We start from the raw sequence: 22,049 nt of genomic DNA, 5'->3' as shown, positions 1-22,049 counted from the left end.
TGCAGCCTGCGGCCTAGGGGGTGGCTCAGGCCTGGTGCTTGAGGATGTAGTCGGTCGCGTCGCCGACGGTCTTGAGGTTCTTGACGTCCTCGTCCGGGATCTTCACGTCGAAGCGCTCCTCGGCGGCGACGACGACCTCGACCATGGACAGCGAGTCGACGTCCAGGTCGTCGGTGAAGGACTTGTCCAGCTGGACGTCCTCAACCGGGATGCCGGCGATCTCGTTCACGATTTCGGCGAGACCGGCGACGATCTCTTCCTGAGTGGCGGCCATGTCAGGCGCTCCTTCTTAGATGTTCCAGACGGTTTGTGGCAGTTGTCCCCCTGCCGGACCGGATGATCCGGCACGGAGTGCCTAGGGGAGGGTAACGACCGTGGCGGCGTAGACGAGACCCGCCCCGAATCCGATGACGAGCGCGGTGTCACCGCTCTTGGCCTCCCCGGTCGCCAGGAGCCGCTCCATCGCGAGCGGGATCGAGGCGGCCGAGGTGTTGCCGGTGGTGCGGATGTCACGGGCGACCGTGACGTGCTCCGGCAGCTTCAGTGTCTTCGCCATCGAGTCGATGATCCGCACATTGGCCTGGTGCGGGATGAAGACGTCCAGGTCGTCCGCGGTGATTCCGGCCGCGTCCAGCGCCTGCTGGGCGACCTTCGCCATCTCGAACACGGCCCAGCGGAACACCGCCTGGCCCTCCTGCGTGATCGCGGGGAACTTGACGTTGCCCTCGCTGTCCAGGGGCAGCTCCGAGACGTCACCGATGCGGAACCGGTCCCACGGGACGGTCTGCTTGATGGTCTCGGACTTGTCGCCCTCGGAGCCCCACACGGTCGGGCCGATCGCCGGCTCCTGCGAGGGGCCCACGACGACCGCGCCGGCGCCGTCACCGAACAGGAAGGCCGTGGCCCGGTCCTCCAGGTCGGTCAGGTCGCTCAGCCGCTCCACGCCGATCACCAGCACGTGGTCGGCGGAACCTTCCACCACCATGCCCTTGGCGAGCGTCAGGCCGTAGCCGAAGCCCGCGCAGCCGGCCGAGATGTCGAAGGCGGCGGCCTTGTCCGTGCCCAGCCGGGCGGCGATCTCCGTGGCGACGGCCGGGGTCTGGCTGAAGTGCGAGACGGTCGAGACGACCACCGCGCCGATCTGCTCGGCGTCGATGCCGGCGTCCGCGATCGCCTTCCCGGAGGCCTCGATCGCCATCGCGGCCACGGTCTCCTCGGGACCGGCCCAGTGCCGGGTCTCGATGCCGGACCGCGAGCGGATCCACTCGTCGGACGAGTCGATCTTCTCCAGGATCACCTCGTTGGGCACCACCCGGACCGGCCGGTAGCCGCCGACGCCGAGGATGCGCGCATACGGGGCGCCCTTGCCGGGCTTGATCTTCGCCATGTACGGGCTCCTTAGGCGCCGGCGTGCTCTGCGCACAGAGCCCGGGCCGCGTCGAGGTCGTCGGGGGTCTTCAGCGCCAGCGTGGCGACGCCGGGCAGGGCACGCTTGGCCAGGCCGGTCAGCGTGCCGCCCGGGCACACCTCCACGAGCGCGGTCACGCCCAGCTCCTTGAACGTCTCCATGCACAGGTCCCAGCGCACCGGGTTGGCGACCTGGCCGACCAGTCGCTCCAGCACCTCGGCGCCGGACGCGACGGTCCGGCCGTCCTTGTTGGAGACGTACGCCACCTTGGGGTCGGCCGGTGCCAGCTTCGCGGCGGCCGCGGCCAGGGTGTCCACCGCGGGTGCCATGTGGGCGGTGTGGAAGGCACCGGCCACCTTCAGCGGGACGACCTTGCGGACGCCCTCCGGCTTGTCCTCGGCCAGCGCGGCCAGCTGCTCCAGCGTGCCGGCGGCGACGATCTGGCCCGCGCCGTTGATGTTCGCCGGGGTCAGGCCCAGCTTCTCCAGGTGCGGCAGGGTCACCTCGGGGTCCCCGCCGAGCAGCGCCGCCATACCGGTCTCGGTGACCGCGGCGGCGTCGGCCATGGCCAGACCCCGCGTGCGGACCAGGCCGAGGGCGGCCGTGTGGTCCAGCACACCGGCGAAGGCGGCGGCGGTGATCTCACCCACACTGTGGCCCGCGACCGCGCCGGGGGCGATCTCGGACGTGTCACCCAGTGCCGCGGCGGACAGCAGGCCGGCGGCGACGAGCAGCGGCTGGGCCACCGCGGTGTCACGGATGGCGTCGGCATCGGCCTGGGTGCCGTAGTGGACGAGGTCCAGTCCGATGGCGTCCGACCAGGCGGCGACGCGGTCCGCGGCACCGGGCAGTTCGAGCCAGGGGGTCAGGAAGCCGGGCGTCTGAGCGCCCTGGCCGGGAGCGACGAGTACGAGCACTCTCACACTCTCTCTTGGGGACGGGCACGGCCGCCCGTGAGGACAGGGACGAAGAACACGGAGGGCTTTTGTGGGCCCCCGACAAAACCCTATGCCTGGGGTTCACCATCGGCCAGACGCCCCAGGATGAGCGCGATCCGCAGTGTGAACGCGGATCGTACATCCGAGGGCGACCATCCGGTGACATCAGTCACACGTCGGAGCCGGTAGCGCACGGTGTTCGGGTGAACGAAGAGCATCCTCGCCGCGCCTTCCAGACTGCTCGCCTGCTCCAGATAGACACTCAGGGTTTCCAGGAGCGCGGAGCCGGCCTCCTCCAGCGGTCTGTAGATCTCCTCCACCAGCTGCTCGCGGGCGCCCGGATCGCCCGCGATCGCCCGCTCCGGCAGCAGATCGTCCGCGAGCACCGGCCGCGGCGCGTCCTGCCACGCCAGACAGGCCTTCAGACCCGCGGCGGCGGCCTGCGCGGACCGGGTGGCGGCCAGCAGATCGGGTACGACCGGTCCCGCGACCACCGGCCCGGCGGCGAACGGCCCGATCAGCGACTTGGCGACGGCGAGCGGGTTGGCGCTGCCCCCGGCGATGACGACCAGCCGGTCCCCGAGCACCCCCGTGAGCACCTGGAGCTTGGCGTGGCGCGCGGCCCGCCGGATCGCCTCGACCGTCAGCTCGCTGTCCCCGTCGGGCGCGGTCCCGAGCACCACGCACACGTGCTCGGGGGAGTTCCAGCCCAGCGCGGCGGCCCGGCTGACGGCGCCCTCGTCCGCCTCGCCGCTCAGCACGGCGTTCACCACCAGCGACTCCAGCCGCGCGTCCCAGGCACCGCGTGCCTCGGCGGCCTGGGCGTACACCTGGGCGGTGGCGAAGGCGATCTCCCGGGCGTACACCAGCAGCGCCTCGCGCAGCACGCCCTCGTCGCCGGGCGCGGCCACCTCGTCGATGGCGCTCTCCATCACCTCGATGGTGGTGCGCACCATCTCCACGGTCTGCCGCAGCGTGATGGCCCGGGTCAGCTCGCGCGGCGCCGTCCCGAAGACGTCCGTGGAGATCGCCTGGGGCGCGTCCGGCCGCCGGAACCACTCGGTGAAGGCCGCGATGCCGGCCTGGGCGACGAGACCGATCCAGGAGCGGTTCTCCGGGGGCATGGCCCGGTACCACGGCAGGGACTCGTCCATGCGCGCGATCGCCTGCGCGGCGAGCCGCCCCGAGGACTTCTCCAGTCGCTTCAGGGTCGCGGCGTGCGCGTGGACGGCGTGGGCTGTGGGATCACCGCGGTGGGATTCGGGTTCGGGCACGGGGACAAGACTGCCTTATCGGGCCCGGCCCGTGTGCCGCCGGGGTTGTGCTCGACCCGTCGGACGGCTGCCGCCCTCGCCGGATCCCGGGTGCCCGGCCGGGCTACCGTGGTGCCCGTGATCGATGTACGGCGCTCCCGTGAGCGCTACCGCGGAGGGGACCCGGAGGCCGGGATCGAGACCCGGCACGCCTTCTCCTTCGGCCCGCACTTCGACCCGGACAACCTCCGCTTCGGCGCGGTGATCGCCTGCAACGAGGAGCGGCTCGCGCCCGGCGCCGGCTTCGGCGAACACCCGCACAGCCACACCGAGATCGTCACGTGGGTCGTCGAGGGCGAGCTGACCCACCGCGACTCCACGGGCCACGAGAGCAGGGTCCGCCCCGGGGACGTCCAGCACCTGAGCGCGGCGGCGGGCGTACGGCACGTGGAACGCAACGACGGTGACGTGCCGCTGACCTTCGTCCAGATGTGGCTGGCGCCCCGCGAGCCCGGCGGCGACCCCTCGTACGACCTCGTCCCGGGCATCGCCGACTCCACGCCCTACGCGGTGCCGGCGGCCGGCGCGATGCTGCACGTACGGCGCCTGGGGCCCGGCGAGCGGACGGCGCTCCCGGACGCGGACCACGTGTACCTGCACGTCGTACGGGGCGGGATCCGGCTGGCGGGGGAGGAGCTGGGCCCCGGGGACGCGGCCAGGATCACCGGGGCGGAGGGCCTGGAGGCGGTGGCGGCGGCGCCGGCGGAGCTGCTGCTGTGGGAGATGACGGCGTGACCGCGGCCCCTCCGGGACGTGCGTGACCGCGTCCCCTCCGGGAGGTGCGGGACCGCGGCCCGCCAGGACGCCTGGTCAGCCGCGCAGTTCCGCGAGCACCGCGTCCGTGAGGACCGGCCACGCCTCGATCGCCCAGGGCCCGAACGCCCGGTCCGTCAGGGCGACGCCCGCCGCCCCGGCATCCGGGTCGACCCACAGGAACGTACCGGACTGCCCGAAGTGCCCGAACGTGCGAGGTGACGACGAACTCCCCGTCCAGTGCGGGGACTTGCCGTCGCGGATCTCGAAGCCCAGCCCCCAGTCGTTCGGGTTCTGGTGCCCGTACCCCGGCAGCACGCCCTTCGTCCCCGGGTACTGCACCGTCATCGCCGCCGCCACCGTCCGCGCGTCCAGCAGCCTCGGCGCCTGCACCTCGCCCGCGAACCGCAGCAGGTCCGCCACGGTCGACACCCCGTCCTTCGCCGGGGACCCCTCCAGCGACGTCGACGCCATGCCCAGCGGCTCCAGCACCGCCTGCCGCAGGTACTCCGCGAACGGGATGTCCGTCGCCTTGGCGATGTGCTCCCCGAGCTGCTCGAACCCGGCGTTCGAGTACAGCCGCCGCTCCCCGGGCGCGGCCGTCACCCGGTGCTCGTCGAAGGCCAGCCCGGAGGTGTGCGCGAGCAGGTGCCGGACCGTCGACCCGGGCGGACCGGCCGGCTCGTCCAGCTCGATCGCCCCCTCCTCGTACGCGACGAGCGCCGCGTAGGCCGCGAGCGGCTTGGTGACGGAGGCGAGCGGGAAGCGGTGCCCGTCGGGGCCGTGCGTCCCGAGGACGGTCCCGTCGGCTCGTACGACACCCGCGGCCGCGGTGGGGACGGGCCAGTTCTCGATCAGCGTCAGGCTCTGCAACGACATGCGCCCGAGCCTATGCGGCTCACAGCAGCAGCCGCATCGACGGGTCCGGATCCCGCGTGAAGCCCAGGGAGGCGTACAGCGGCTCGGCCTCCGGCGAGGCGTTGAGCAGCACATGTCCGGCGCCCCGCGCGCGGAACCAGGCCAGCAGCTCCTCCATGCACGCGCGCGCGTACCCCCGCCGCCGGGCGTCCGGGTCGGTCGCCACGCTGAAGACGTGCCCGACCCGCCCCCGCGGGTTCCCGGCCCTGCCGATGCGGTACTCCACCGTCCCCGCCGCCAGCGCGGCCAGCGTTCCCGGCCGGCCGGGAGGCGCCACGACGAACGCGGCGAAGTCCCCGTCGTGTGCCGCGAGCCGCTCCCGCAGCGTCGGCAGCGACTCCGCGTGCCACCCGGTCGGCCCGGCACCGCCCGCGCTCCACAGCGCATCGATCATCACCTGGCGCAGCCGCAGCACCTCGGCGGCGTCCCCGGGCCCGGCCCGGCGTGCGAGACTCATGCACGGCACGCTAGCCGCCGGCTTCCGGCCCGGTCGCGCGGATTTCCCGGCGGACCGGCTTGCCTGGAGTGCACTCCAGGGTCATAGCGTGGGGCCATGACGGTGTTGCAGACCACGCCGGCGGCCGCCGAGCCCGCCACCCCCACCGACATCTGCGCCTCCCCGCCCCGGCGCCACCCCCGCCCCGAGGGGCAGGACCGCTACACGATCAGCGAGGTCGTCGCGGTCACCGGCCTGACCGCGCACACGCTGCGCTGGTACGAGCGGATCGGGCTGATGCCGCACATCGACCGCTCGCACACCGGCCAGCGCCGCTACAGCAACCGCGACCTGGACTGGCTGTCCTTCGTGACCAAGCTCCGGCTGACCGGCATGCCGGTGGCCGACATGGTCCGGTACGCGGAACTGGTCCGGCAGGGCGACCACACCTTCGCGGAGCGCCGGCAGCTGCTGGAGTCGACCCGCAGGGACGTCGTGGCCCGGATCGCGGAACTCCACGACACCCTCGGCGTCCTGGACATGAAGATCAGCCACTACGCGGGCGAGCGGTAGCTACAGCTCGGCCAGCAGCTCGGCCTTCTTCGACGAGAACTCCTCGTCGGTGACCAGGCCCGCCTGGTGCAGTTCCCCGAGGTGCCGGATCCGTTCGGCGATGTCCGCGGGGTCGCGCCGGGACACGGCCGGTGCCACCGGCACCGGCCCGCGCGAGCGGACCGCCGCCAGGACCGCCGCGGCGAACGGCAGCGACTCGTGCACCGGCCCGTAGCCCAGGCCGAACACCACCGACGCCGGGTCCTGGTCCGGCTGCGTGGACCGCGCCGAGCCCGCGTCACGGGGCAGCAGCCGCAGATGCCCCTCGAAGATCTCCGGCGACCGCCACTCCACCCCGCACAGCGAGGCCACCGGAAAGCTCTGGTCGCCGGCCTTCCACTTCGCCGAGGACGCCCCCGTCCAGGACCAGCGGAACTGCACGGCCGTCCCGTCGAAGGACGCCTTCCCGTCGTACGCCTTGAAGTGCAGCGGTGCCTCGGGCGCCGCCACCAGGTGCCGCTCGGCCGGCCCCGACTCGGTCAGCAGCCCCTTCAGCTCGTCCGCGTAGTACTCGGCGAGGGTCTCCCGCTCGGCCGGCAGCACCAGCCGGTAGGGGTCCGCGCCCTCCTTCAGCTGGCCGTCGGCCGCCTCCATCAGCGGGTCGGCGCCGGGACGCGGCTCCAGCCGCAGGACCACCGTGCCGCGCTTGCCCGGGGCGAGGGTCACCCCCTCGACCGCCGACAGCGGGATCCGGCGCTCGCCGAGCGCCTGGAACAGCTTCGGTGTCCGAATCCCCCGTTCGTAACGGATGAGCACGGAGTCGGACTCGAACTCCCAGACGGCATGAAAACCCGCCAGTACGTCACCCATGCGGCTCATCGTATGCGGCACGTGCTCCTCCGTCGCCACCCGCGCAGACCGCACTTCCTGCTGTTTCTACGCGCGTCCGGCCGTCGTCGCGCCGGACAGACCGGACCGGCACGCATCGTTCTCCCGTGCGCACGTCACCTCGTCGTACGCGCCCACGCCGATGTCGGCGAGGTTGCGCAGGCTGTCCGTGCCGGGCTGGAAGTAACCGCTGTGGCCCTGGGCGTCCCGGGCCGACAGCACCCGCGCCCCGAACGCCGACGACACCGGGTCGGCGCCGTGGCCGAGGCCGCCCAGCTCCAGGTACGGGACGTCCTGCACCCAGTCGCTGGCGTCCCGCATGGCCCACACCCGGGCCGTGGTGCCCAGCCGGGCGGCCTTGGTGACGCGCATGCCGGGGCTCGCCGCCACGGCTATGTCGGCGACCCGGCGGGGCATGCCGCGCGCGGCGACCCCGCAGACCACCGAGCCGTAGCTGTGACAGAACATCGACACCGGGGCCCGGCCGGGCAGGGCGCCCAGCAGCGCGTTCAGCCGTACGGCGCCCTCCTCGGCGCGCGCACCGGTGGCCGCGTCCACCCCGAGCCCGTCGGGTGAGGTGTAGTCGGCCCAGGCGATCACCGCCGTACGGGCCGTGGGGTCGGCCGTGCGTTCGGCCGCGTACAGGGCCTCGGCCATGCCGACCGGGGCGCTGTACCTGCGGTACGTCCGCTGGAAGGTGAGCAGATCGGTGTCGACCCCGGGGACGACGACCGAGATCCGGTCGGCCTGGTCCAGGTCGCCGAACACCTCGGCGACCCGGCCCGAACCCTCGGGGTCGAAGGCCAGGATGTGCCGGTCCGGGTCCAGCAGGGACGCGTAGCGCTCCCGGCGGCGGGCCGCGTCCTGGTGGCCTGCCGAGCTGAGCCGGCTGTCGTGCATGCGCTGGCGCTCGACCTCGCGGGCCTGGGCCAGCGCGATGCGGTTGGCCTGGTAGCGCAGGGAGACGGGGGCGCCGTTCATGTTGCCGACCGCGAGCGGGTAGCGGTGGGCGAGACGGTTGCGCTCGTGCGGGGTGAGCGAGGCGAAGAAGCGGGCGAGACGGGCCGGGGCGGCCTCGGGGTCCGGCAGGCGCAGACCGTGGACGCTGCCGTGCTCCCACTCGTTGAGCGAGGCCTGCAGCGCCGTCGCCTCACGGTGGGTGCGCAGGGCGGTCCAACCGGTGGTCGCGAGCATCACGAACACGACGCTCAGCGCCAGCAGTGCGCGCCAGACGTTCAAGGGCGGGGAGGTGTCGAAGGAAGTCACTGGGAGGACACACTAGGAGAACGAGACGGTCTCGCGGTAACCGAGTGACAGGGATCACGTTTCGGGAGTAACCGAACACGGAGTCGTTGATCTCCCGGCGATCCGACCGCCTCAGCCGGTGCGCCAGTGTCCCGTGAGGGCCGAACCCACCTGGTCGAGGTAGGTCGCGGTGAGCGTGCGGATGGACTCCAGGCCGAAGTCCTCGCTCATGCACCACCGCCGTTCGCTGACCCGGATCACCCCGCCGAAGACGGCCACCGCCAGCCGGGGCCGCGGGTCGGCGTCCACGTCGACGCCCTCCCGCTCGGCCAGCACCCGCGCGATGGTCTCCTCCGTCGCCTCCGACCGGCGCAGATGGGCCGCGAGCAGCGCGGGCGTGGACTCGATCGTCCGGTACATGCGCAGATACAGCTCGACCGGCACGACCGACTCGACGGTCTCCCGGATCGTGTCCCAGCCCTCCAGGAACGCCTGCCGCAGCGCCTGCATCGGCGCCTCGTGCGGCGGACGCGCACGGACGGCCGCCACGAAGGCCGCCTCCGTCATCTTCTGCACCGCGAAGGCCGCGTCCTCCTTGCCCGCGAAGTAGCGGAAGAAGGTGCGCTGCGAGACGTCGACGGCCTCGGCGATCTCGTCGATGGTGGTCCGCTCGTACCCCTGGCTGGTGAACAGTTCGAGAGCGGCCCGCAGCAGGGACTCCCGAGTGCGCCGCTTCTTGCGCTCCCGCAGCGTCTCCATGGCCTCTCTCCCTGTGTACGTCCGTCCCGCCGGCCCCAGAAGACTATGCGCCGGTGTCGTGTCAGTGACCGACTAGTGAATCCGATTGGCAAGTGTCAGTGGCTGTCACTAACCTGAGTGTATGACTAGTCAGACCACCGTCGACGCGACGGGACCGGGGGACAGCGCACCGGCGGCACCCTCGGGGCCCCGGCCGGCCGGGGCCCTGCGCGGCCACCCGTGGCTCACCCTCATCACCGTCGCCGTAGGGGTCATGATGGTGGCCCTCGACGGCACCATCGTGGCCATCGCCAACCCGGCCATCCGCGACGACCTGAACGCGTCCTTCGCCGACGTGCAGTGGGTCTCGAACGCCTACTTCCTCGCCCTCGCGGTCACCCTGATCACCGCGGGCAAGCTCGGCGACCGCTTCGGCCACCGGCAGACCTTCCTCATCGGCGTCACCGGCTTCGCCGCCGCCTCCGGCGCCATCGGGCTGTCCGGCAGCATCACCGAGGTCATCGTCTTCCGGGTCTTCCAGGGCCTGTTCGGCGCGCTGCTGATGCCGGCCGCGCTCGGCGTGCTGCGGGCCACCTTCCCGGCCGAGAAGCTGAACATGGCGATCGGCGTGTGGGGGATGGTGATCGGCGCGTCCACCGCGGGCGGCCCGATCCTCGGCGGCGTCCTCGTCGAACACGTCAACTGGCAGTCGGTGTTCTTCATCAACGTGCCGGTCGGTGCCCTCGCCCTGCTCCTCGGCACACTGATCCTGCTCGACCACCGCGCCGAGAACGCCCCGCGCTCCTTCGACCTGCCCGGCATCGCCCTGCTGTCCGGCGCGATGTTCTGCCTGGTCTGGGCACTCATCAAGGCCCCGACCTGGGGCTGGGGCGACGGCACGACCTGGCTGTTCATCGCCGGCTCCGTGGTGCTCTTCGCCCTCTTCGCCTTCTGGGAGACGAAGGTCGCCGAACCGCTGATCCCGCTGGGCCTGTTCCGCTCGGTGGCCCTGTCGGCCGGTGTCGTCCTGATGGTCCTCATGGCCATCGCCTTCATGGGCGGCCTGTTCTTCGTCACCTTCTACCTCCAGAAGGTCCACGGGATGAGCCCGGTCAAGGCCGGTGCGCACCTGCTGCCGCTCACCGGCATGATGATCATCGGTTCGCCGCTCGCCGGCGCCGCGATCACCCGGCTCGGCCCGCGCGTCCCGCTGGCCTTCGGCATGGCGGTGACCGCGGGCGCCCTGCTCGGCATGTCGACGCTGAAGGTCGACACCGGCAGCGGGGTGATGTCCCTCTGGTTCGCCCTGATGGGCCTCGGCCTCGCCCCGGTCATGGTCGGCGCGACCGAGGTCATCGTCGGCAACGCCCCGCTGGAACTGTCGGGCGTGGCGGGCGGCCTCCAGCAGGCGGCCATGCAGATCGGCAGCAGCCTCGGTACGGCGGTGCTCGGCGCGGTGATGGCCTCCAAGGTGGACAGCGAACTGCCGGGCAGGTGGGCCGGCGCGGGGCTGCCGAAGCTGACCCCCGACCAGCTGGACAAGGCCTCCGAGGCGGTCCAGGTCGGCGTGGCCCCGGTGGCCAAGGGCATGCCGGCGCCGGTCGTCGCGAAGGTCACCGCGGTCGCCCACGACACCTTCATCTCCGGGATGAGCCTCGCGTCCCTGGTCGCGGCGGGCGTCGCGCTGGCCGCCGTCCTCGTCGCGCTGCTCACCAAGCGGGGCACGAACGCGGAGGCGGGCGCGGGCGTGGGCCACATCTGAGCGGATTTCCCCTATCAGGGTGACTCCGCTAAAGATCCCTCGCCCTCGGCACGCGCCGCAGGTCACAGTGGGTCAAGTCCTCCGCAGGGCATGGGAGGACCGGCGGGCTGCGGCGCGCGCTGCGGAGGGGGCGGCGCGCGCCTTGCCTGCGGCGCTTCGGCGGCTCTTCGGGTGCGGGTGCGTGGACGGCCGGTCGCGCAGTTCCCCGCGCCCCTTGGGGGTAGCGGTGTGTTCTTTCGCGGGCGTAGCTCTTCGGGCAGGGGCGCGGGCGTCTCCAGGGGGCGGAGGAGGTCCGGCGGCTTGCGGCGCCTGCCTTACGCCGGGGGCGCTTGGGCTGCTGCTCGGGTGCGGGTGCGTGGGGGCCGGTCGCGCAGTTCCCCGCGCCCCTTGGGGGGTGTGCGGCCGCAGATGCTCTCCGCGGGCGTGGCCCCCTGGGGGTCAGCGGTGTTGTTCCTCCCGGGTCGCCGACAAGCGGGCCACCTCCGCGCGCAGCAGGCGGACCTCCTCGGCCAGGGCAGCGATCGCCTCCGTCTGGCGGCGTTCCTCCACGTCGTCCTTCTCGAAGCGCGAGATGAACCACGCGGCGATGTTCGCGGTCACCACACCGAGCAGCGCGATCCCGGACAGCATCAGGCCGACCGCGATCATCCGCCCGAGTCCGGTGGTCGGCGCGTGGTCGCCGTACCCGACGGTCGTCATCGTCGTGAACGACCACCACACCGCGTCACCCAGCGTCCGGATGTTCCCGTGCGGCGACTGGCGTTCCACGGACAGCACCGCCAGCGACCCGAACATCAGCAGACCGATCACGGCCCCGACGACATAGGTGGTCAGCCGGATCTGCGGAGCCATCCGCGCCCGCCGGCCCACCAGCATCAGCGTGGACACCAGCCGTAGCAGCCGCAGGGGTTGCAGCAGCGGCAGGACCACCGCGCACAGGTCGGGCCAGTGCCGGCGGACGAATTCCTTCCGGCGCGGGGCGAGGACCAGCCGGACCAGGTAGTCGACGGCGAACGCCCCCCACACCACCCACTCCACCAGGGTGCACACGGCCGTCAGGGAGTAACCGGCGGAGTCGTCCACGATCGGCACGGCGTACGCGACGGCGAACGCCACCGCGAGCCCCAACAACGGCCGCTGCGAATACCGCTCCCACCTGGCCTGCGCCGACAGTTGCTCCATGCCGTCATCGTAAAGAGACAGTAAGCACCCGCGCCCCCGAAGGGGCGCGGGGAACTGCGCGACAAGCCGCCACGGACCGGCACCCGGCACCGGACCGGCAGCCCCGCCCGGCAGCCGGAACGGCCCGGGCCCGGCGCAGCGGCTACGCGTCGCCGCCCGCCACCCCCGGATCCGCCGCCGAGACGTCCAGCAGCCGGTACCGGTCGATGGCCTGCTTCAGCGCCGAACGGTCGACCTTGCCCTCGCGGGCCAGCTCGGTCAGCACCGCGACGACGATCGACTGGGCGTCGATGTGGAAGAAGCGGCGCGCGGCGCCCCGGGTGTCGGCGAAGCCGAAGCCGTCGGCGCCGAGGGACTGGTACGTGCCGGGCACCCAGCGCGCGATCTGGTCCGGAACCGATCGCATCCAGTCGGACACGGCCACGAACGGGCCCTCGGCGCCGCTCAGCTTGCGCGTCACGTAGGGCACCCGCTGCTCCTCCTCCGGATGCAGCAGGTTGTGCTCCTCGCACTCCACGGCCTCGCGGCGCAGCTCGTTCCAGGAGGTCGCGGACCACACGTCCGCCCTGACGTTCCACTCCTCGGCAAGGATCCGCTGGGCCTCCAGGGCCCACGGGACCGCCACGCCCGACGCCATGATCTGGGCCGGGACCGAGCCGGCCGTGCCCTCGCTCAGCTTGTGGACGCCCTTGACGATGCCCTCGACGTCCACGTTCGCCGGCTCGGCCGGGTGCTGGATGGGCTCGTTGTAGACGGTCAGGTAGTAGAAGACGTCCTCGCCGTGCGGGTGCTCGGGCGAGCTGCCGTACATCCGGCGCAGCCCGTCCTGCACGATGTGCGCGATCTCGTAGCCGTACGCCGGGTCGTAGGCGACGCACGCCGGGTTGGTGGAGGCGAGCAGCTGGGAGTGGCCGTCCGCGTGCTGCAGACCCTCACCGGTCAGGGTCGTACGACCCGCGGTCGCGCCCAGGACGAAACCGCGCGCAAGCTGGTCCGCCATCTGCCAGAACTGGTCACCGGTGCGCTGGAAACCGAACATCGAGTAGAAGACGTACACCGGGATCAGCGGCTCGCCGTGCGTGGCGTAGGCCGAGCCCGCGGCGATCAGCGAGGCCGTGCAGCCCGCCTCGGAGATGCCGTCGTGCAGCATCTGGCCGGTCGGCGACTCCTTGTAGGCGAGCAGCAGATCGCGGTCCACCGCCTCGTACTGCTGGCCGAGCGGGTTGTAGATCTTCGCACTCGGGAAGAAGGAGTCCATGCCGAACGTGCGGTACTCGTCCGGCGCGATCAGCACGAACCGCTTGCCGATCTCCTTGTCCCGCATGAGGTCCTTGAGGAGGCGCACAAAGGCCATGGTCGTCGCGATGGACTGCTGGCCCGAGCCCTTCTTCACGGTCGCGTACGCCTTGTCGTCGGGCAGCGCGAGCGGCTGGGAGCGGACGACGCGGGTGGGGACGTAACCGCCGAGGCCCTTGCGGCGGTCGTGCATGTACTGGATCTCCTCCGAGCGGCGGCCCGGGTGGTAGTACGGCGGCAGGCCGGACTCCAGCTCCTTGTCGGAGATCGGCAGGTGCAGCCGGTCGCGGAAGCGCTTGAGGTCGTCGACCGTCAGCTTCTTCATCTGGTGCGTGGCGTTGCGGCCCTCGAAGTTCGGGCCCAGCGTCCAGCCCTTGATCGTCTTGGCCAGGATGACCGTCGGCTGGCCCTTGTGCTCCTTGGCCGCCTTGAAGGCCGCGAAGATCTTGCGGTGGTCGTGGCCGCCGCGGCCCAGGTGCAGGATCTGGGCGTCGGTCATGTTCTCGACCATCGCGCGCAGCCGGTGGTCGTCGCCGAAGAAGTGCTCGCGGATGTAGGCGCCGGTCTCGGTGGCGTACGTCTGGAACTGGCCGTCCGGCGTGATGTTCATCTTGTTGACCAGGATGCCGTCCCGGTCCTGCGCGAGCAGCGGGTCCCAGGTGCGGTCCCAGATCAGCTTGATCACGTTCCAGCCGGCGCCCCGGAAGACCGACTCCAGCTCCTGGATGATCTTGCCGTTGCCGCGCACCGGGCCGTCCAGGCGCTGGAGGTTGCAGTTGACCACGAAGGTCAGGTTGTCCAGGCCCTCCCGGGCGGCGATGGACAGCTGGCCGAGCGACTCCGGCTCGTCCATCTCGCCGTCGCCGAGGAACGCCCACACGTGGGACTTGGAGGTGTCCGCGATCCCGCGCGCCTGCATGTAGCGGTTCATCCGCGCCTGGTAGATCGCGCCGAGCGGGCCGAGGCCCATGGAGACCGTCGGGAACTCCCAGAAGTCCGGCATCGAGCGCGGGTGCGGGTAGCTGGACAGGCCGTTGGGGTACTTCGACTTCTCCTGGCGGAAGCCGTCCAGCTGCTCCTCGGAGAGCCGGTCGAGCAGGTACGCGCGCGCGTAGATGCCGGGGGAGGCGTGGCCCTGGAAGAAGACCTGGTCGCCGCCGTCGCCCTCGTCCTTGCCGCGGAAGAAGTGGTTGAAGCCGACGTCGTAGAGCGAGGCGGAGGAGGCGAAGGTGGCGATGTGGCCGCCCACGCCGATGCCGGGGCGCTGGGCCCGCGAGACCATCACGGCCGCGTTCCAGCGGGTCGCGTTCAGGATCCTGCGCTCGATCTCCTCGTTGCCCGGGAAGAACGGCTCGCTCTTGGTGGGGATCGTGTTGACGTAGTCCGTGCTGCGCATCTCGGGCACGGCGACCCGCTTCTCGCGGGCCCGCTCGATCAGGCGCAGCATGAGATAGCGGGCCCGCTCCCGCCCGCGCTCGTCCACGGCGGCGTCGAGGGAGTCGAGCCACTCCCGGGTTTCCTCGGGATCGAAGTCAGGAACCTGACTCGGAAGGCCGCCAATGATGATCGGGTTGCGATCGGATCCGGAAGCCACGCTGTTCCTTACCTGTCAGAGGGCCAGTTTCTGCCTGCCTACACCGTTCCCCATCGTGTACCTCGGGAAGGCGTACGTCACCCGCACCGTCGTCCGCATCGGTCAACGCATCGGTCAAAACGCAACGATACGCCCGGGGTGTGACGTGCTTGGCAAAGATGTTCGAGCGACGTAACACTGGATGATTCCGAACCGTATAAACCGGGCACATCGGTGTGATGTGGGTTCCGCGGAAACGGGATACGGTGCCAGGGGTCGCACCGACAGGGGCGGGATCGTCACCGTTTCGGCGGTCCCGGAGGCCGGGTACTTGCGCGATCCGCCCCGCCCGTGTGGACTACGGCCAATGCTTCGCGCACGCGCGTGGCTGAGATACTCACCAAGACATGATCAGGAGGCACCCCGTGAGCGCGACCGCGGACCACGCGGAGGAGCGGACGAACCCTGCCGCCAGGCTGGGGTTCCAGCCCGGGCAGGTGGTCCAGGAGATCGGCTACGACGACGACGTCGATCAGGAGCTCCGCGAGGCCATCGAGGAAACCATCGCAGGCGACCTCATGGACGAGGACTACGACGACGTGGCCGACGCCGTTGTGCTGTGGTTCCGTGACGACGACGGCGACCTGACGGATGCGCTGGTGGATGCCACCACGTACATCGAAGAGGGCGGCGCGATCCTGCTCCTGACGCCGAAGACCGGCCGTTCGGGGTACGTGGAACCGAGCGACATCCAGGACGCCGCCACGACGGCCGGCCTGACCGCCTCGAAGAGCGTCAGCGTCGGCAAGGACTGGAGCGGCAGCCGGCTGGCGACGCCGAAGGCGGCCAAGTCCAAGAAGTGACCGTCTTAGTCCTCCGGGCGGGCCGAGCAGGCTCGGCCCGCCCGGAGCCCCCGGTGCCCGCTGCGTAGGGTGGACCCCGAGCGTCCGTACGCTCCCACCCGAACAGCCCACCGAAGGGATACGACGATGGCGATCCAGGTCGGCGACAAGGCGCCCGACTTCGAGCTGAAGGACAACCACGGCCGGACCGTGAGGCTCTCCGACCTCCGCGGCGAGAAGAACGTGGTCCTTCTCTTCTACCCCTTCGCTTTCACCGGTGTGTGCACCGGCGAGCTGTGCGAGCTGCGCGACAACCTCCCGAGGTTCGCCGACCGCGACACCCAGCTGCTCGCCGTCTCCAACGACTCCATCCACACCCTGCGCGTCTTCGCCGAGCAGGAGGGCCTCGAATACCCCCTGCTGAGCGATTTCTGGCCGCACGGCAACGTCTCGCGCGCGTACGGCGTCTTCGACGAGGACAAGGGCTGCGCCGTCCGGGGCACCTTCATCATCGACAAGGAGGGCGTCGTGCGGTGGACCGTCGTCAACGGCCTGCCGGACGCCCGCGACCTCGAGGACTACGTGAAGGCGCTCGACACCCTGTGAGCCGGCCCGCGGGCCGACACCTGTGAATCTTCGGCTTCAGGGACGGCGGAGGGCGGGAACCCGTCACTAGGATCGGCACGTTGATCCCATATCCGAAGCACGACGGGGCTCCCGGCCCCGGAACACCACATGGAGGACCCGTGGGAGTCAGCCTCAGCAAGGGCGGCAACGTATCGCTGACGAAGGAGGCCCCGGGCCTGACCGCCGTCATCGTCGGCCTGGGGTGGGACGTGCGCACGACGACCGGCACGGACTTCGACCTCGACGCGAGCGCGCTGCTGCTGAACAACTCCGGCAAGGTCGCGAGCGACCAGCACTTCGTCTTCTTCAACAACCTCAAGAGCCCCGACGGCTCGGTCGAGCACACCGGCGACAACCTCACCGGTGAGGGCGAGGGCGACGACGAACAGATCAAGGTCAACCTGGCCGGCGTCCCGGCCGACATCGAGAAGATCGTGTTCCCCGTGTCGATCTACGACGCGGAGAACCGCCAGCAGTCCTTCGGCCAGGTCCGCAACGCGTTCATCCGCGTCGTCAACCAGGCCGGCGGACAGGAGATCGCGCGCTACGACCTGAGCGAGGACGCCTCCACCGAGACGGCCATGGTCTTCGGCGAGCTGTACCGGCACGGCGCGGAGTGGAAGTTCCGCGCCATCGGCCAGGGATACGCCTCGGGGCTGCGCGGCATCGCGCAGGACTTCGGCGTCAACGTCTGATCCCGGCACAGTCACGACACCCGCACATCCGGCGCCGCACCGTTTACGGGCGGCGCCGGACGCGCAGGACAACCAGGGAAGCACCACCAGGGGAGGACCAGCAGCATGGGCGTCACACTCGCCAAGGGAGGCAACGTCTCCCTCTCCAAGGCGGCACCGAACCTCACGAACGTCATGATCGGGCTCGGCTGGGACGCCCGGTCCACCACCGGCGCCCCCTTCGACCTGGACGCCAGCGCCCTGCTGTGCGGTGCCGGCAACCGGGTGCTGGGCGACGAGTGGTTCGTGTTCTACAACCAGCTCACCAGCCCCGACGGCTCCGTGGAGCACACCGGCGACAACCTCACCGGTGAGGGCGAGGGCGACGACGAGTCGATCCTGGTCGACCTCGCCCGGGTGCCCCAGCAGTGCGAGAAGATCATCTTCCCGGTCTCCATCCACATGGCCGACGAGCGCGGCCAGACCTTCGGCCAGGTGTCCAACGCCTTCATCCGCGTCGTCAACCAGGCCGACGGCCAGGAACTGGCGCGCTACGACCTGAGCGAGGACGCCTCCACCGAGACCGCGATGATCTTCGGTGAGCTGTACCGGTACCAGGGCGAGTGGAAGTTCCGTGCAGTGGGTCAGGGGTACGCGTCGGGCCTGAGGGGCATCGCCCTAGACTTCGGAGTCAACGTTTCGTAAAACTCGGTACGGCCCGGGGGAGATCCTCCCCCAGACTTCGTCTGGGAGGTGCCCCCCACACACGATGGGGTAGCCAGTGCTTCTGAAAACCTTCGGCTGGTCGTTCGCGATCACCGCGCTCGGCCTGGTCGCGGCGGTGTTCTACGGGGGGTGGACCGCCTTCGGACTCGTGGCGATCCTCGCCGTCCTGGAGATCTCGCTGTCCTTCGACAACGCGGTCGTCAACGCCGGCATCCTGAAGAAGATGAACGCCTTCTGGCAGAAGATCTTCCTGACGGTCGGCGTCCTCATCGCCGTCTTCGGCATGCGGCTGGTCTTCCCCGTCGTCATCGTCGCGATCAGCGCCAAGATGGGTCCCATAGAGGCCGTCGACCTCGCGCTCAACAACAAGGACCGCTACCAGCAGCTGGTCACCGACGCCCACCCGGCGATCGCCGCCTTCGGTGGCATGTTCCTGCTGATGATCTTCCTCGACTTCATCTTCGAGGACCGGGACATCCAGTGGCTGCGCTGGATCGAGCGGCCCCTGGCCAAGCTCGGCAAGGTCGACATGCTGTCGGTCTGCATCGCCCTGATCGTCCTGCTGATCACGTCCTTCACCTTCGCCACCCACGCCCACCAGCACGGCGGCGCCCACGTCGACAAGGCGCAGACGGTCCTGATCGCCGGGATCGCCGGCCTGATCACCTACCTGGTCGTCGGCGGCCTCTCCGGCTACTTCGAGGACAAGCTCGAGGAAGACGAGGAGCGCGAACACGAGGAGGAGGAAGAGGCCGCCCGCAGCGGAAAGCAACGCTCGGCGGTCGTCCTGGCCGGCCAGGCCGCGTTCTTCATGTTCCTCTACCTGGAGGTCCTGGACGCGTCCTTCTCCTTCGACGGTGTGATCGGCGCCTTCGCCATCACCAACGACATCGTCCTGATGGCCCTCGGCCTCGGCATCGGCGCGATGTACGTCCGGTCGCTCACCGTCTACCTGGTCCGCCAGGGCACCCTCGACGACTACGTCTACCTGGAGCACGGCGCCCACTACGCCATCGGCGCCCTCGCCGTGATCCTCATGGTCACCATCCAGCACGAGATCAACGAGGTCGTCACCGGTCTCGTCGGTGTCGTCCTGATCGCCTGGTCCTTCCTCTCCTCCGTCCGCCGCAACCGCGCACTGGCCGCGGCGGGGGAAGAGGGCACCGACGAGAAGGCCGAGGTCTCCTCCGGGGTGTGACGGCCCGGACGGTGAGGAACGCTTCGAACGGGGCGGCCGGCACGGCCGGCCGCCCCATCGGCGTCACAACGGGTACCTGGGGGCGGGAATGGGTTTCTTCGACGGACTGCTGGGCGGGCGCGCCACCGACTTCGACTCGGGCAACGCGTCGACCAACGCCATCGAACTGACCAAGCGGCACCAGACGGTGTCCCTCACCAAGCAGGAAGCGGCCACCGGCCACCTGCGCGTGAACCTCTCCTGGCGGATGCGGACCTCCGACTTCGACGCCACCCAGCGCACCAGCCTGTTCCGGCACCCCTTCAGGGCCCTGAAGCCGCCGGAGGTCCTCGGCCACGGCCAGAGCATGGTCAACGTCGACCTCGACCTCGGCTGCCTGTACGAACTGACCGACGGCACCAAGGGCGTCGTACAGCCCCTCGGCGGCTATCTCGGCGACGTCAACGCACCGCCGTACATCAAACTCAGCGGGGATGACCGGTTCGGCTCGGCGTCCGGCGAGACGATGTACGTCAACCTCGACCACCGCGACGCCCTGAAGCGGATGCTGGTCTTCGTCTACATCTACGACCAGACCCCGGCCTTCGACCGTACCCACGCCGTCGTCACCCTCTACCCCAGCAACGGTCCCCGGATCGAGATAGGGCTCGACGAACGCCACCCGCAGGCCCGCTCCTGCGCCGTCGTCATGATCGAGAACGTCAGGGGCGAACTGATCGTCCGCCGCGAGGTCAAGTTCGTCTACGGCTTCCAGGGCGAACTCGACCGCCTCTACGGCTGGGGCCTGCAGTGGGGCAGGGGCTACAAGACGAAGGCCGACAGATGACCACCCCGAGCCGCCGGCGGACGCCCTACCGCCCGATGAACTGCGGTCCCTGCGGCGGCAGCCGGAAGTAGGCGTCCCCCGGCACGGCCACCGGCGCCTGCATGGGCTGCGGATAGCCGTAGGCGGGCGGATGCGCCGGCACCGATGCCGTCGGCGGCTCACCGGGCGCCGGCACCGAGGCCGTCGGCAGCTCCGGCGGCAACGGCCCGGACGGCGTCGGCTCGGCCGCGGGCTCCGCCCCCTCGGCCCCCTCCGCGCCCTCCGACTCGTCCACCGAGATACCGAAGTCCGTGGCGAGCCCCTTCAGCCCGTTCGAGTAGCCCTCGCCCAGGGCGCGGAACTTCCAGCCCTCCCCGCGCCGGTACAGCTCACCGCAGATCAGCGCCGTCTCCGCGCCGGTCTCCGGCCTGATCTCGAACCGGGCCAGCGGCTCCCCGGCGGCGACCGCCGCGTCGTACAGCAGGATGCACAGCGCCGGCACCCTGTCGAAGGGCATCCCGTCCGCGGAGGCCACCAGCAGGATCCGGCCGACCCCCGGCTCGACACCGGAGAGGTCTGACTGGATCGCGTCGGTCAGCCCCTCGGCGATCCGCTTCTTGCCCAGCCGCCACACCGTCCCGGAGGGGTGCCGGGGCTGGTTGTAGAAGACGAAGTCCTCGTCGGAGCGCACACGGCCGTCGGGCCCCAGCAGCAGTGCCGACACGTCCACGTCCGGGACGTCCTGCCCGGGCGTCCAGCGCAGCACGGCGCGCACCGTGGTGGCCTCCAGCGGGACGTTCGACCCCTTCAGCATCGCGTGCGTCATGCGGCCATCCTGCCCTCTCGGTCCTGGTCACGACAATGCGGGGGGTTGACGCCGACATGGGCGGGTTACCGGAAATTCATGTGCGCAGGGAACTCCGGACAGGGATCCCTACGTACTATTACCGGCCACCCTTTACCGAATCCAGAGGATCGGCTCGCGCTCCTAGGGAGTCCTATGCGTCATTTCGGGCACCTCGCCCCCGAGGTGCGACAGCACCTCTTCCACCAGGAGCCGTGCGCCTTCACCGCCGACTCCCCGGCCCGGCTGCTCTCCGCGGCCCTGGGCGCCACGCTCTACAGCCCGGCCACCCGGCCCCGGCTCGCCGACGACATCGTCAGACAGGCGGCGGGCGGCGTGGTCTCGATGGTGCTGTGCCTGGAGGACTCGATCGACGACGCGGACGTCGGGGCCGGCGAGGACAACCTCGTCCGGCAGTTCGCCGACCTCGCCGGCCGGCCCGGGGTGGAGCCGCCGCTGCTGTTCATCCGGGTCCGCACCCCCGAGCAGATACCGGACCTGGTCCACCGGCTCGGCCCGGCCGTGCGCCTGCTGTCCGGATTCGTGCTGCCCAAGTTCGGCGAGGAACGCGGCATCCCCTTCCTGGAAGCCCTCACCGCCGCCGAGAAGGCCTGCGGCCGGCGGCTCTTCGCCATGCCCGTGCTGGAGACCCCCGAGCTGCTCTACCGCGAGTCGCGGGTGGAGACCCTGGAGGGCATCTCCCGCGCGGTCGACAAGTACCGTGAGCGGGTGCTGGCCCTCCGCCTCGGCGTGACCGACTTCTGCTCCTCCTACGGCCTGCGCCGCGCCCCCGACATGACCGCGTACGACGTCCAGATCGTCGCCTCCGTGATCGCCGACGTCGTGAACATGCTCGGCCGGGCCGACGGCACCGGCTTCACCGTCACCGGCCCGGTCTGGGAGTACTTCCGGGTACCCGAGCGGATGTTCAAGCCGCAGCTCCGGCAGAGCCCGTTCGTCCAGATACAGGCTGCCGAGCTGCGCGAGAAGCTGATCGAACACGCCATGGACGGGCTGCTGAGGGAGATCTCCCTCGACCAGGCCAACGGTCTGCTCGGCAAGACCTGCATCCACCCCTCCCACGTCCTGCCCGTGCACGCGCTCTCGGTGGTCAGCCACGAGGAGTTCAGCGACGCCCAGGACATCCTGCGGCCGGAACGCGGCGGCGGGGGTGTACTGCGGTCGGCGTACACGAACAAGATGAACGAGGTGAAACCGCACCGCGCCTGGGCGGAGCGGACCCTGCTGCGCGCCGAGGTGTTCGGCGTCGCCAACGAGGACGTCGGCTTCGTGGAACTCCTCGCCGCCGGCATACCCGGCTGAACCCTGAT

At 70.8% G+C, this 22,049-nt stretch carries 22 protein-coding genes; 10 read left to right on the top strand and 12 right to left on the bottom strand.

What is annotated here, in order from left to right; translation table 11 throughout:
• Positions 1 to 25: 25 nt before the first annotated feature.
• The 4 genes from ACZ3ZD_RS05865 to ACZ3ZD_RS05850 all read right to left on the bottom strand — a co-directional run bounded on the left by ACZ3ZD_RS05865 (position 26) and on the right by ACZ3ZD_RS05850 (position 3,620).
• Positions 26 to 274, bottom strand: coding sequence for an acyl carrier protein (locus ACZ3ZD_RS05865; protein ID WP_030341284.1), 249 nt, complete (start codon positions 272 to 274; stop codon positions 26 to 28).
• A gap of 81 nt (positions 275 to 355) precedes the next feature.
• Positions 356 to 1,387 (bottom strand): beta-ketoacyl-ACP synthase 3, encoded by a 1,032-nt coding sequence (locus tag ACZ3ZD_RS05860; protein WP_467393943.1) that lies wholly within the window; start codon positions 1,385 to 1,387, stop codon positions 356 to 358.
• Positions 1,388 to 1,398: 11 nt separating this feature from the next.
• Positions 1,399 to 2,325 carry an ACP S-malonyltransferase gene (locus tag ACZ3ZD_RS05855; protein WP_467393941.1) on the bottom strand — a complete coding sequence of 309 codons (927 nt, stop codon included), beginning with the start codon at positions 2,323 to 2,325 and terminating at the stop codon, positions 1,399 to 1,401.
• An 89-nt stretch (positions 2,326 to 2,414) separates the two neighbouring features.
• Entirely contained in the window at positions 2,415 to 3,620 is a 1,206-nt protein-coding gene (locus tag ACZ3ZD_RS05850; protein WP_467393939.1) for a PucR family transcriptional regulator, read from the bottom strand.
• Between the two features lie 117 nt (positions 3,621 to 3,737).
• Between ACZ3ZD_RS05850 and ACZ3ZD_RS05845 the strand changes: the two genes are divergently transcribed.
• Positions 3,738 to 4,394, top strand: a complete 657-nt coding sequence (locus tag ACZ3ZD_RS05845; protein ID WP_467393937.1) for a pirin family protein — start codon at positions 3,738 to 3,740, stop codon at positions 4,392 to 4,394.
• A gap of 75 nt (positions 4,395 to 4,469) precedes the next feature.
• Here ACZ3ZD_RS05845 and ACZ3ZD_RS05840 read toward each other — a convergent pair whose 3' ends face one another.
• Together ACZ3ZD_RS05840 and ACZ3ZD_RS05835 are read right to left on the bottom strand one after the other, a co-directional pair.
• Entirely contained in the window at positions 4,470 to 5,291 is an 822-nt protein-coding gene (locus ACZ3ZD_RS05840; RefSeq protein WP_467393935.1) for a serine hydrolase domain-containing protein, read from the bottom strand.
• Positions 5,292 to 5,310: 19 nt separating this feature from the next.
• A complete protein-coding gene (locus ACZ3ZD_RS05835; RefSeq protein WP_467393933.1) occupies positions 5,311 to 5,787 on the bottom strand; it encodes a GNAT family N-acetyltransferase in 477 nt (158 codons plus the stop codon).
• Between the two features lie 96 nt (positions 5,788 to 5,883).
• Between ACZ3ZD_RS05835 and ACZ3ZD_RS05830 the strand changes: the two genes are divergently transcribed.
• A complete protein-coding gene (locus tag ACZ3ZD_RS05830) occupies positions 5,884 to 6,339 on the top strand; it encodes a MerR family transcriptional regulator (RefSeq protein WP_467393931.1) in 456 nt (151 codons plus the stop codon).
• Here the strand turns inward: ACZ3ZD_RS05830 and ACZ3ZD_RS05825 are convergent, their stop codons facing one another.
• The 3 genes from ACZ3ZD_RS05825 to ACZ3ZD_RS05815 all read right to left on the bottom strand — a co-directional run bounded on the left by ACZ3ZD_RS05825 (position 6,340) and on the right by ACZ3ZD_RS05815 (position 9,210).
• The gene (locus tag ACZ3ZD_RS05825; protein ID WP_467393929.1) at positions 6,340 to 7,188 is read right to left on the bottom strand and encodes a DUF4429 domain-containing protein; all 849 of its coding nucleotides are present in this window, start codon (positions 7,186 to 7,188) and stop codon (positions 6,340 to 6,342) included.
• Positions 7,189 to 7,254: 66 nt separating this feature from the next.
• A complete protein-coding gene (locus ACZ3ZD_RS05820; protein ID WP_467393927.1) occupies positions 7,255 to 8,472 on the bottom strand; it encodes an alpha/beta hydrolase in 1,218 nt (405 codons plus the stop codon).
• 111 nt (positions 8,473 to 8,583) lie between these two features.
• Positions 8,584 to 9,210 (bottom strand): TetR family transcriptional regulator, encoded by a 627-nt coding sequence (locus ACZ3ZD_RS05815; protein ID WP_467393925.1) that lies wholly within the window; start codon positions 9,208 to 9,210, stop codon positions 8,584 to 8,586.
• 121 nt (positions 9,211 to 9,331) lie between these two features.
• Here ACZ3ZD_RS05815 and ACZ3ZD_RS05810 point away from each other — a divergent pair, with 121 nt between their 5' ends.
• Positions 9,332 to 10,951, top strand: a complete 1,620-nt coding sequence (locus ACZ3ZD_RS05810; RefSeq protein WP_467393922.1) for an MFS transporter — start codon at positions 9,332 to 9,334, stop codon at positions 10,949 to 10,951.
• 438 nt (positions 10,952 to 11,389) lie between these two features.
• Here ACZ3ZD_RS05810 and ACZ3ZD_RS05805 read toward each other — a convergent pair whose 3' ends face one another.
• Both ACZ3ZD_RS05805 and aceE read right to left on the bottom strand, forming a co-directional pair.
• Complete coding sequence (locus ACZ3ZD_RS05805) at positions 11,390 to 12,133, bottom strand: potassium channel family protein (protein WP_467393920.1); 744 nt, start codon at positions 12,131 to 12,133, stop codon at positions 11,390 to 11,392.
• Between the two features lie 142 nt (positions 12,134 to 12,275).
• Positions 12,276 to 15,023 carry a pyruvate dehydrogenase (acetyl-transferring), homodimeric type gene (gene aceE / locus ACZ3ZD_RS05800; protein WP_467393918.1) on the bottom strand — a complete coding sequence of 916 codons (2,748 nt, stop codon included), beginning with the start codon at positions 15,021 to 15,023 and terminating at the stop codon, positions 12,276 to 12,278.
• A 404-nt stretch (positions 15,024 to 15,427) separates the two neighbouring features.
• Between aceE and ACZ3ZD_RS05795 the strand changes: the two genes are divergently transcribed.
• The 6 genes from ACZ3ZD_RS05795 (at position 15,428) to ACZ3ZD_RS05770 (ending at position 19,895) form a co-directional block, all read left to right on the top strand.
• Positions 15,428 to 15,865: a DUF3052 domain-containing protein gene (locus ACZ3ZD_RS05795; protein ID WP_467393916.1), complete on the top strand. Its 438-nt coding sequence runs from the start codon at positions 15,428 to 15,430 to the stop codon at positions 15,863 to 15,865.
• 126 nt (positions 15,866 to 15,991) lie between these two features.
• On the top strand, positions 15,992 to 16,450 hold the full coding sequence (locus ACZ3ZD_RS05790; protein ID WP_467393914.1) for a peroxiredoxin: 459 nt from the start codon (positions 15,992 to 15,994) through the stop codon (positions 16,448 to 16,450).
• Between the two features lie 140 nt (positions 16,451 to 16,590).
• Positions 16,591 to 17,166, top strand: coding sequence for a calcium homeostasis/redox stress adaptation protein (locus tag ACZ3ZD_RS05785; RefSeq protein WP_132783663.1), 576 nt, complete (start codon positions 16,591 to 16,593; stop codon positions 17,164 to 17,166).
• Positions 17,167 to 17,271: 105 nt separating this feature from the next.
• On the top strand, positions 17,272 to 17,850 hold the full coding sequence (locus ACZ3ZD_RS05780) for a TerD family protein (protein ID WP_467393912.1): 579 nt from the start codon (positions 17,272 to 17,274) through the stop codon (positions 17,848 to 17,850).
• A gap of 76 nt (positions 17,851 to 17,926) precedes the next feature.
• Positions 17,927 to 19,069 (top strand): DUF475 domain-containing protein, encoded by a 1,143-nt coding sequence (locus ACZ3ZD_RS05775; protein WP_467393910.1) that lies wholly within the window; start codon positions 17,927 to 17,929, stop codon positions 19,067 to 19,069.
• A gap of 88 nt (positions 19,070 to 19,157) precedes the next feature.
• Positions 19,158 to 19,895, top strand: coding sequence for a TerD family protein (locus ACZ3ZD_RS05770; RefSeq protein WP_467393908.1), 738 nt, complete (start codon positions 19,158 to 19,160; stop codon positions 19,893 to 19,895).
• A 25-nt stretch (positions 19,896 to 19,920) separates the two neighbouring features.
• Here the strand turns inward: ACZ3ZD_RS05770 and ACZ3ZD_RS05765 are convergent, their stop codons facing one another.
• The gene (locus tag ACZ3ZD_RS05765; protein WP_467393906.1) at positions 19,921 to 20,700 is read right to left on the bottom strand and encodes a TerD family protein; all 780 of its coding nucleotides are present in this window, start codon (positions 20,698 to 20,700) and stop codon (positions 19,921 to 19,923) included.
• A gap of 174 nt (positions 20,701 to 20,874) precedes the next feature.
• Between ACZ3ZD_RS05765 and ACZ3ZD_RS05760 the strand changes: the two genes are divergently transcribed.
• Positions 20,875 to 22,041 (top strand): HpcH/HpaI aldolase/citrate lyase family protein, encoded by a 1,167-nt coding sequence (locus tag ACZ3ZD_RS05760; protein ID WP_467393904.1) that lies wholly within the window; start codon positions 20,875 to 20,877, stop codon positions 22,039 to 22,041.
• The last annotated feature ends 8 nt before the right edge of the window (positions 22,042 to 22,049 follow it).

Source organism: Streptomyces sp. NPDC023481, assembly GCF_055560195.1.
The sequence above is the reverse complement of the archived record's forward strand: the minus strand, read 5'-3'. Positions and strand labels throughout refer to the sequence as shown.

Excerpts from the sequence above, each read along its gene's own strand:
- ACZ3ZD_RS05760 (WP_467393904.1), top strand. The coding sequence starts at position 20,875 with ATGCGTCATTTCGGGCACCTCGCCCCCGAGGTGCGACAGCACCTCTTC.
- ACZ3ZD_RS05825 (WP_467393929.1), bottom strand. The coding sequence starts at position 7,188 with ATGGGTGACGTACTGGCGGGTTTTCATGCCGTCTGGGAGTTCGAGTCC.
- ACZ3ZD_RS05780 (WP_467393912.1), top strand. The coding sequence starts at position 17,272 with ATGGGCGTCACACTCGCCAAGGGAGGCAACGTCTCCCTCTCCAAGGCG.
- ACZ3ZD_RS05770 (WP_467393908.1), top strand. The coding sequence starts at position 19,158 with ATGGGTTTCTTCGACGGACTGCTGGGCGGGCGCGCCACCGACTTCGAC.
- ACZ3ZD_RS05810 (WP_467393922.1), top strand. The coding sequence starts at position 9,332 with ATGACTAGTCAGACCACCGTCGACGCGACGGGACCGGGGGACAGCGCA.
- ACZ3ZD_RS05790 (WP_467393914.1), top strand. The coding sequence starts at position 15,992 with ATGGCGATCCAGGTCGGCGACAAGGCGCCCGACTTCGAGCTGAAGGAC.
- ACZ3ZD_RS05765 (WP_467393906.1), bottom strand. The coding sequence starts at position 20,700 with ATGACGCACGCGATGCTGAAGGGGTCGAACGTCCCGCTGGAGGCCACC.
- ACZ3ZD_RS05805 (WP_467393920.1), bottom strand. The coding sequence starts at position 12,133 with ATGGAGCAACTGTCGGCGCAGGCCAGGTGGGAGCGGTATTCGCAGCGG.
- ACZ3ZD_RS05860 (WP_467393943.1), bottom strand. The coding sequence starts at position 1,387 with ATGGCGAAGATCAAGCCCGGCAAGGGCGCCCCGTATGCGCGCATCCTC.
- ACZ3ZD_RS05840 (WP_467393935.1), bottom strand. The coding sequence starts at position 5,291 with ATGTCGTTGCAGAGCCTGACGCTGATCGAGAACTGGCCCGTCCCCACC.
- ACZ3ZD_RS05835 (WP_467393933.1), bottom strand. The coding sequence starts at position 5,787 with ATGAGTCTCGCACGCCGGGCCGGGCCCGGGGACGCCGCCGAGGTGCTG.
- ACZ3ZD_RS05865 (WP_030341284.1), bottom strand. The coding sequence starts at position 274 with ATGGCCGCCACTCAGGAAGAGATCGTCGCCGGTCTCGCCGAAATCGTG.
- ACZ3ZD_RS05815 (WP_467393925.1), bottom strand. The coding sequence starts at position 9,210 with ATGGAGACGCTGCGGGAGCGCAAGAAGCGGCGCACTCGGGAGTCCCTG.
- ACZ3ZD_RS05830 (WP_467393931.1), top strand. The coding sequence starts at position 5,884 with ATGACGGTGTTGCAGACCACGCCGGCGGCCGCCGAGCCCGCCACCCCC.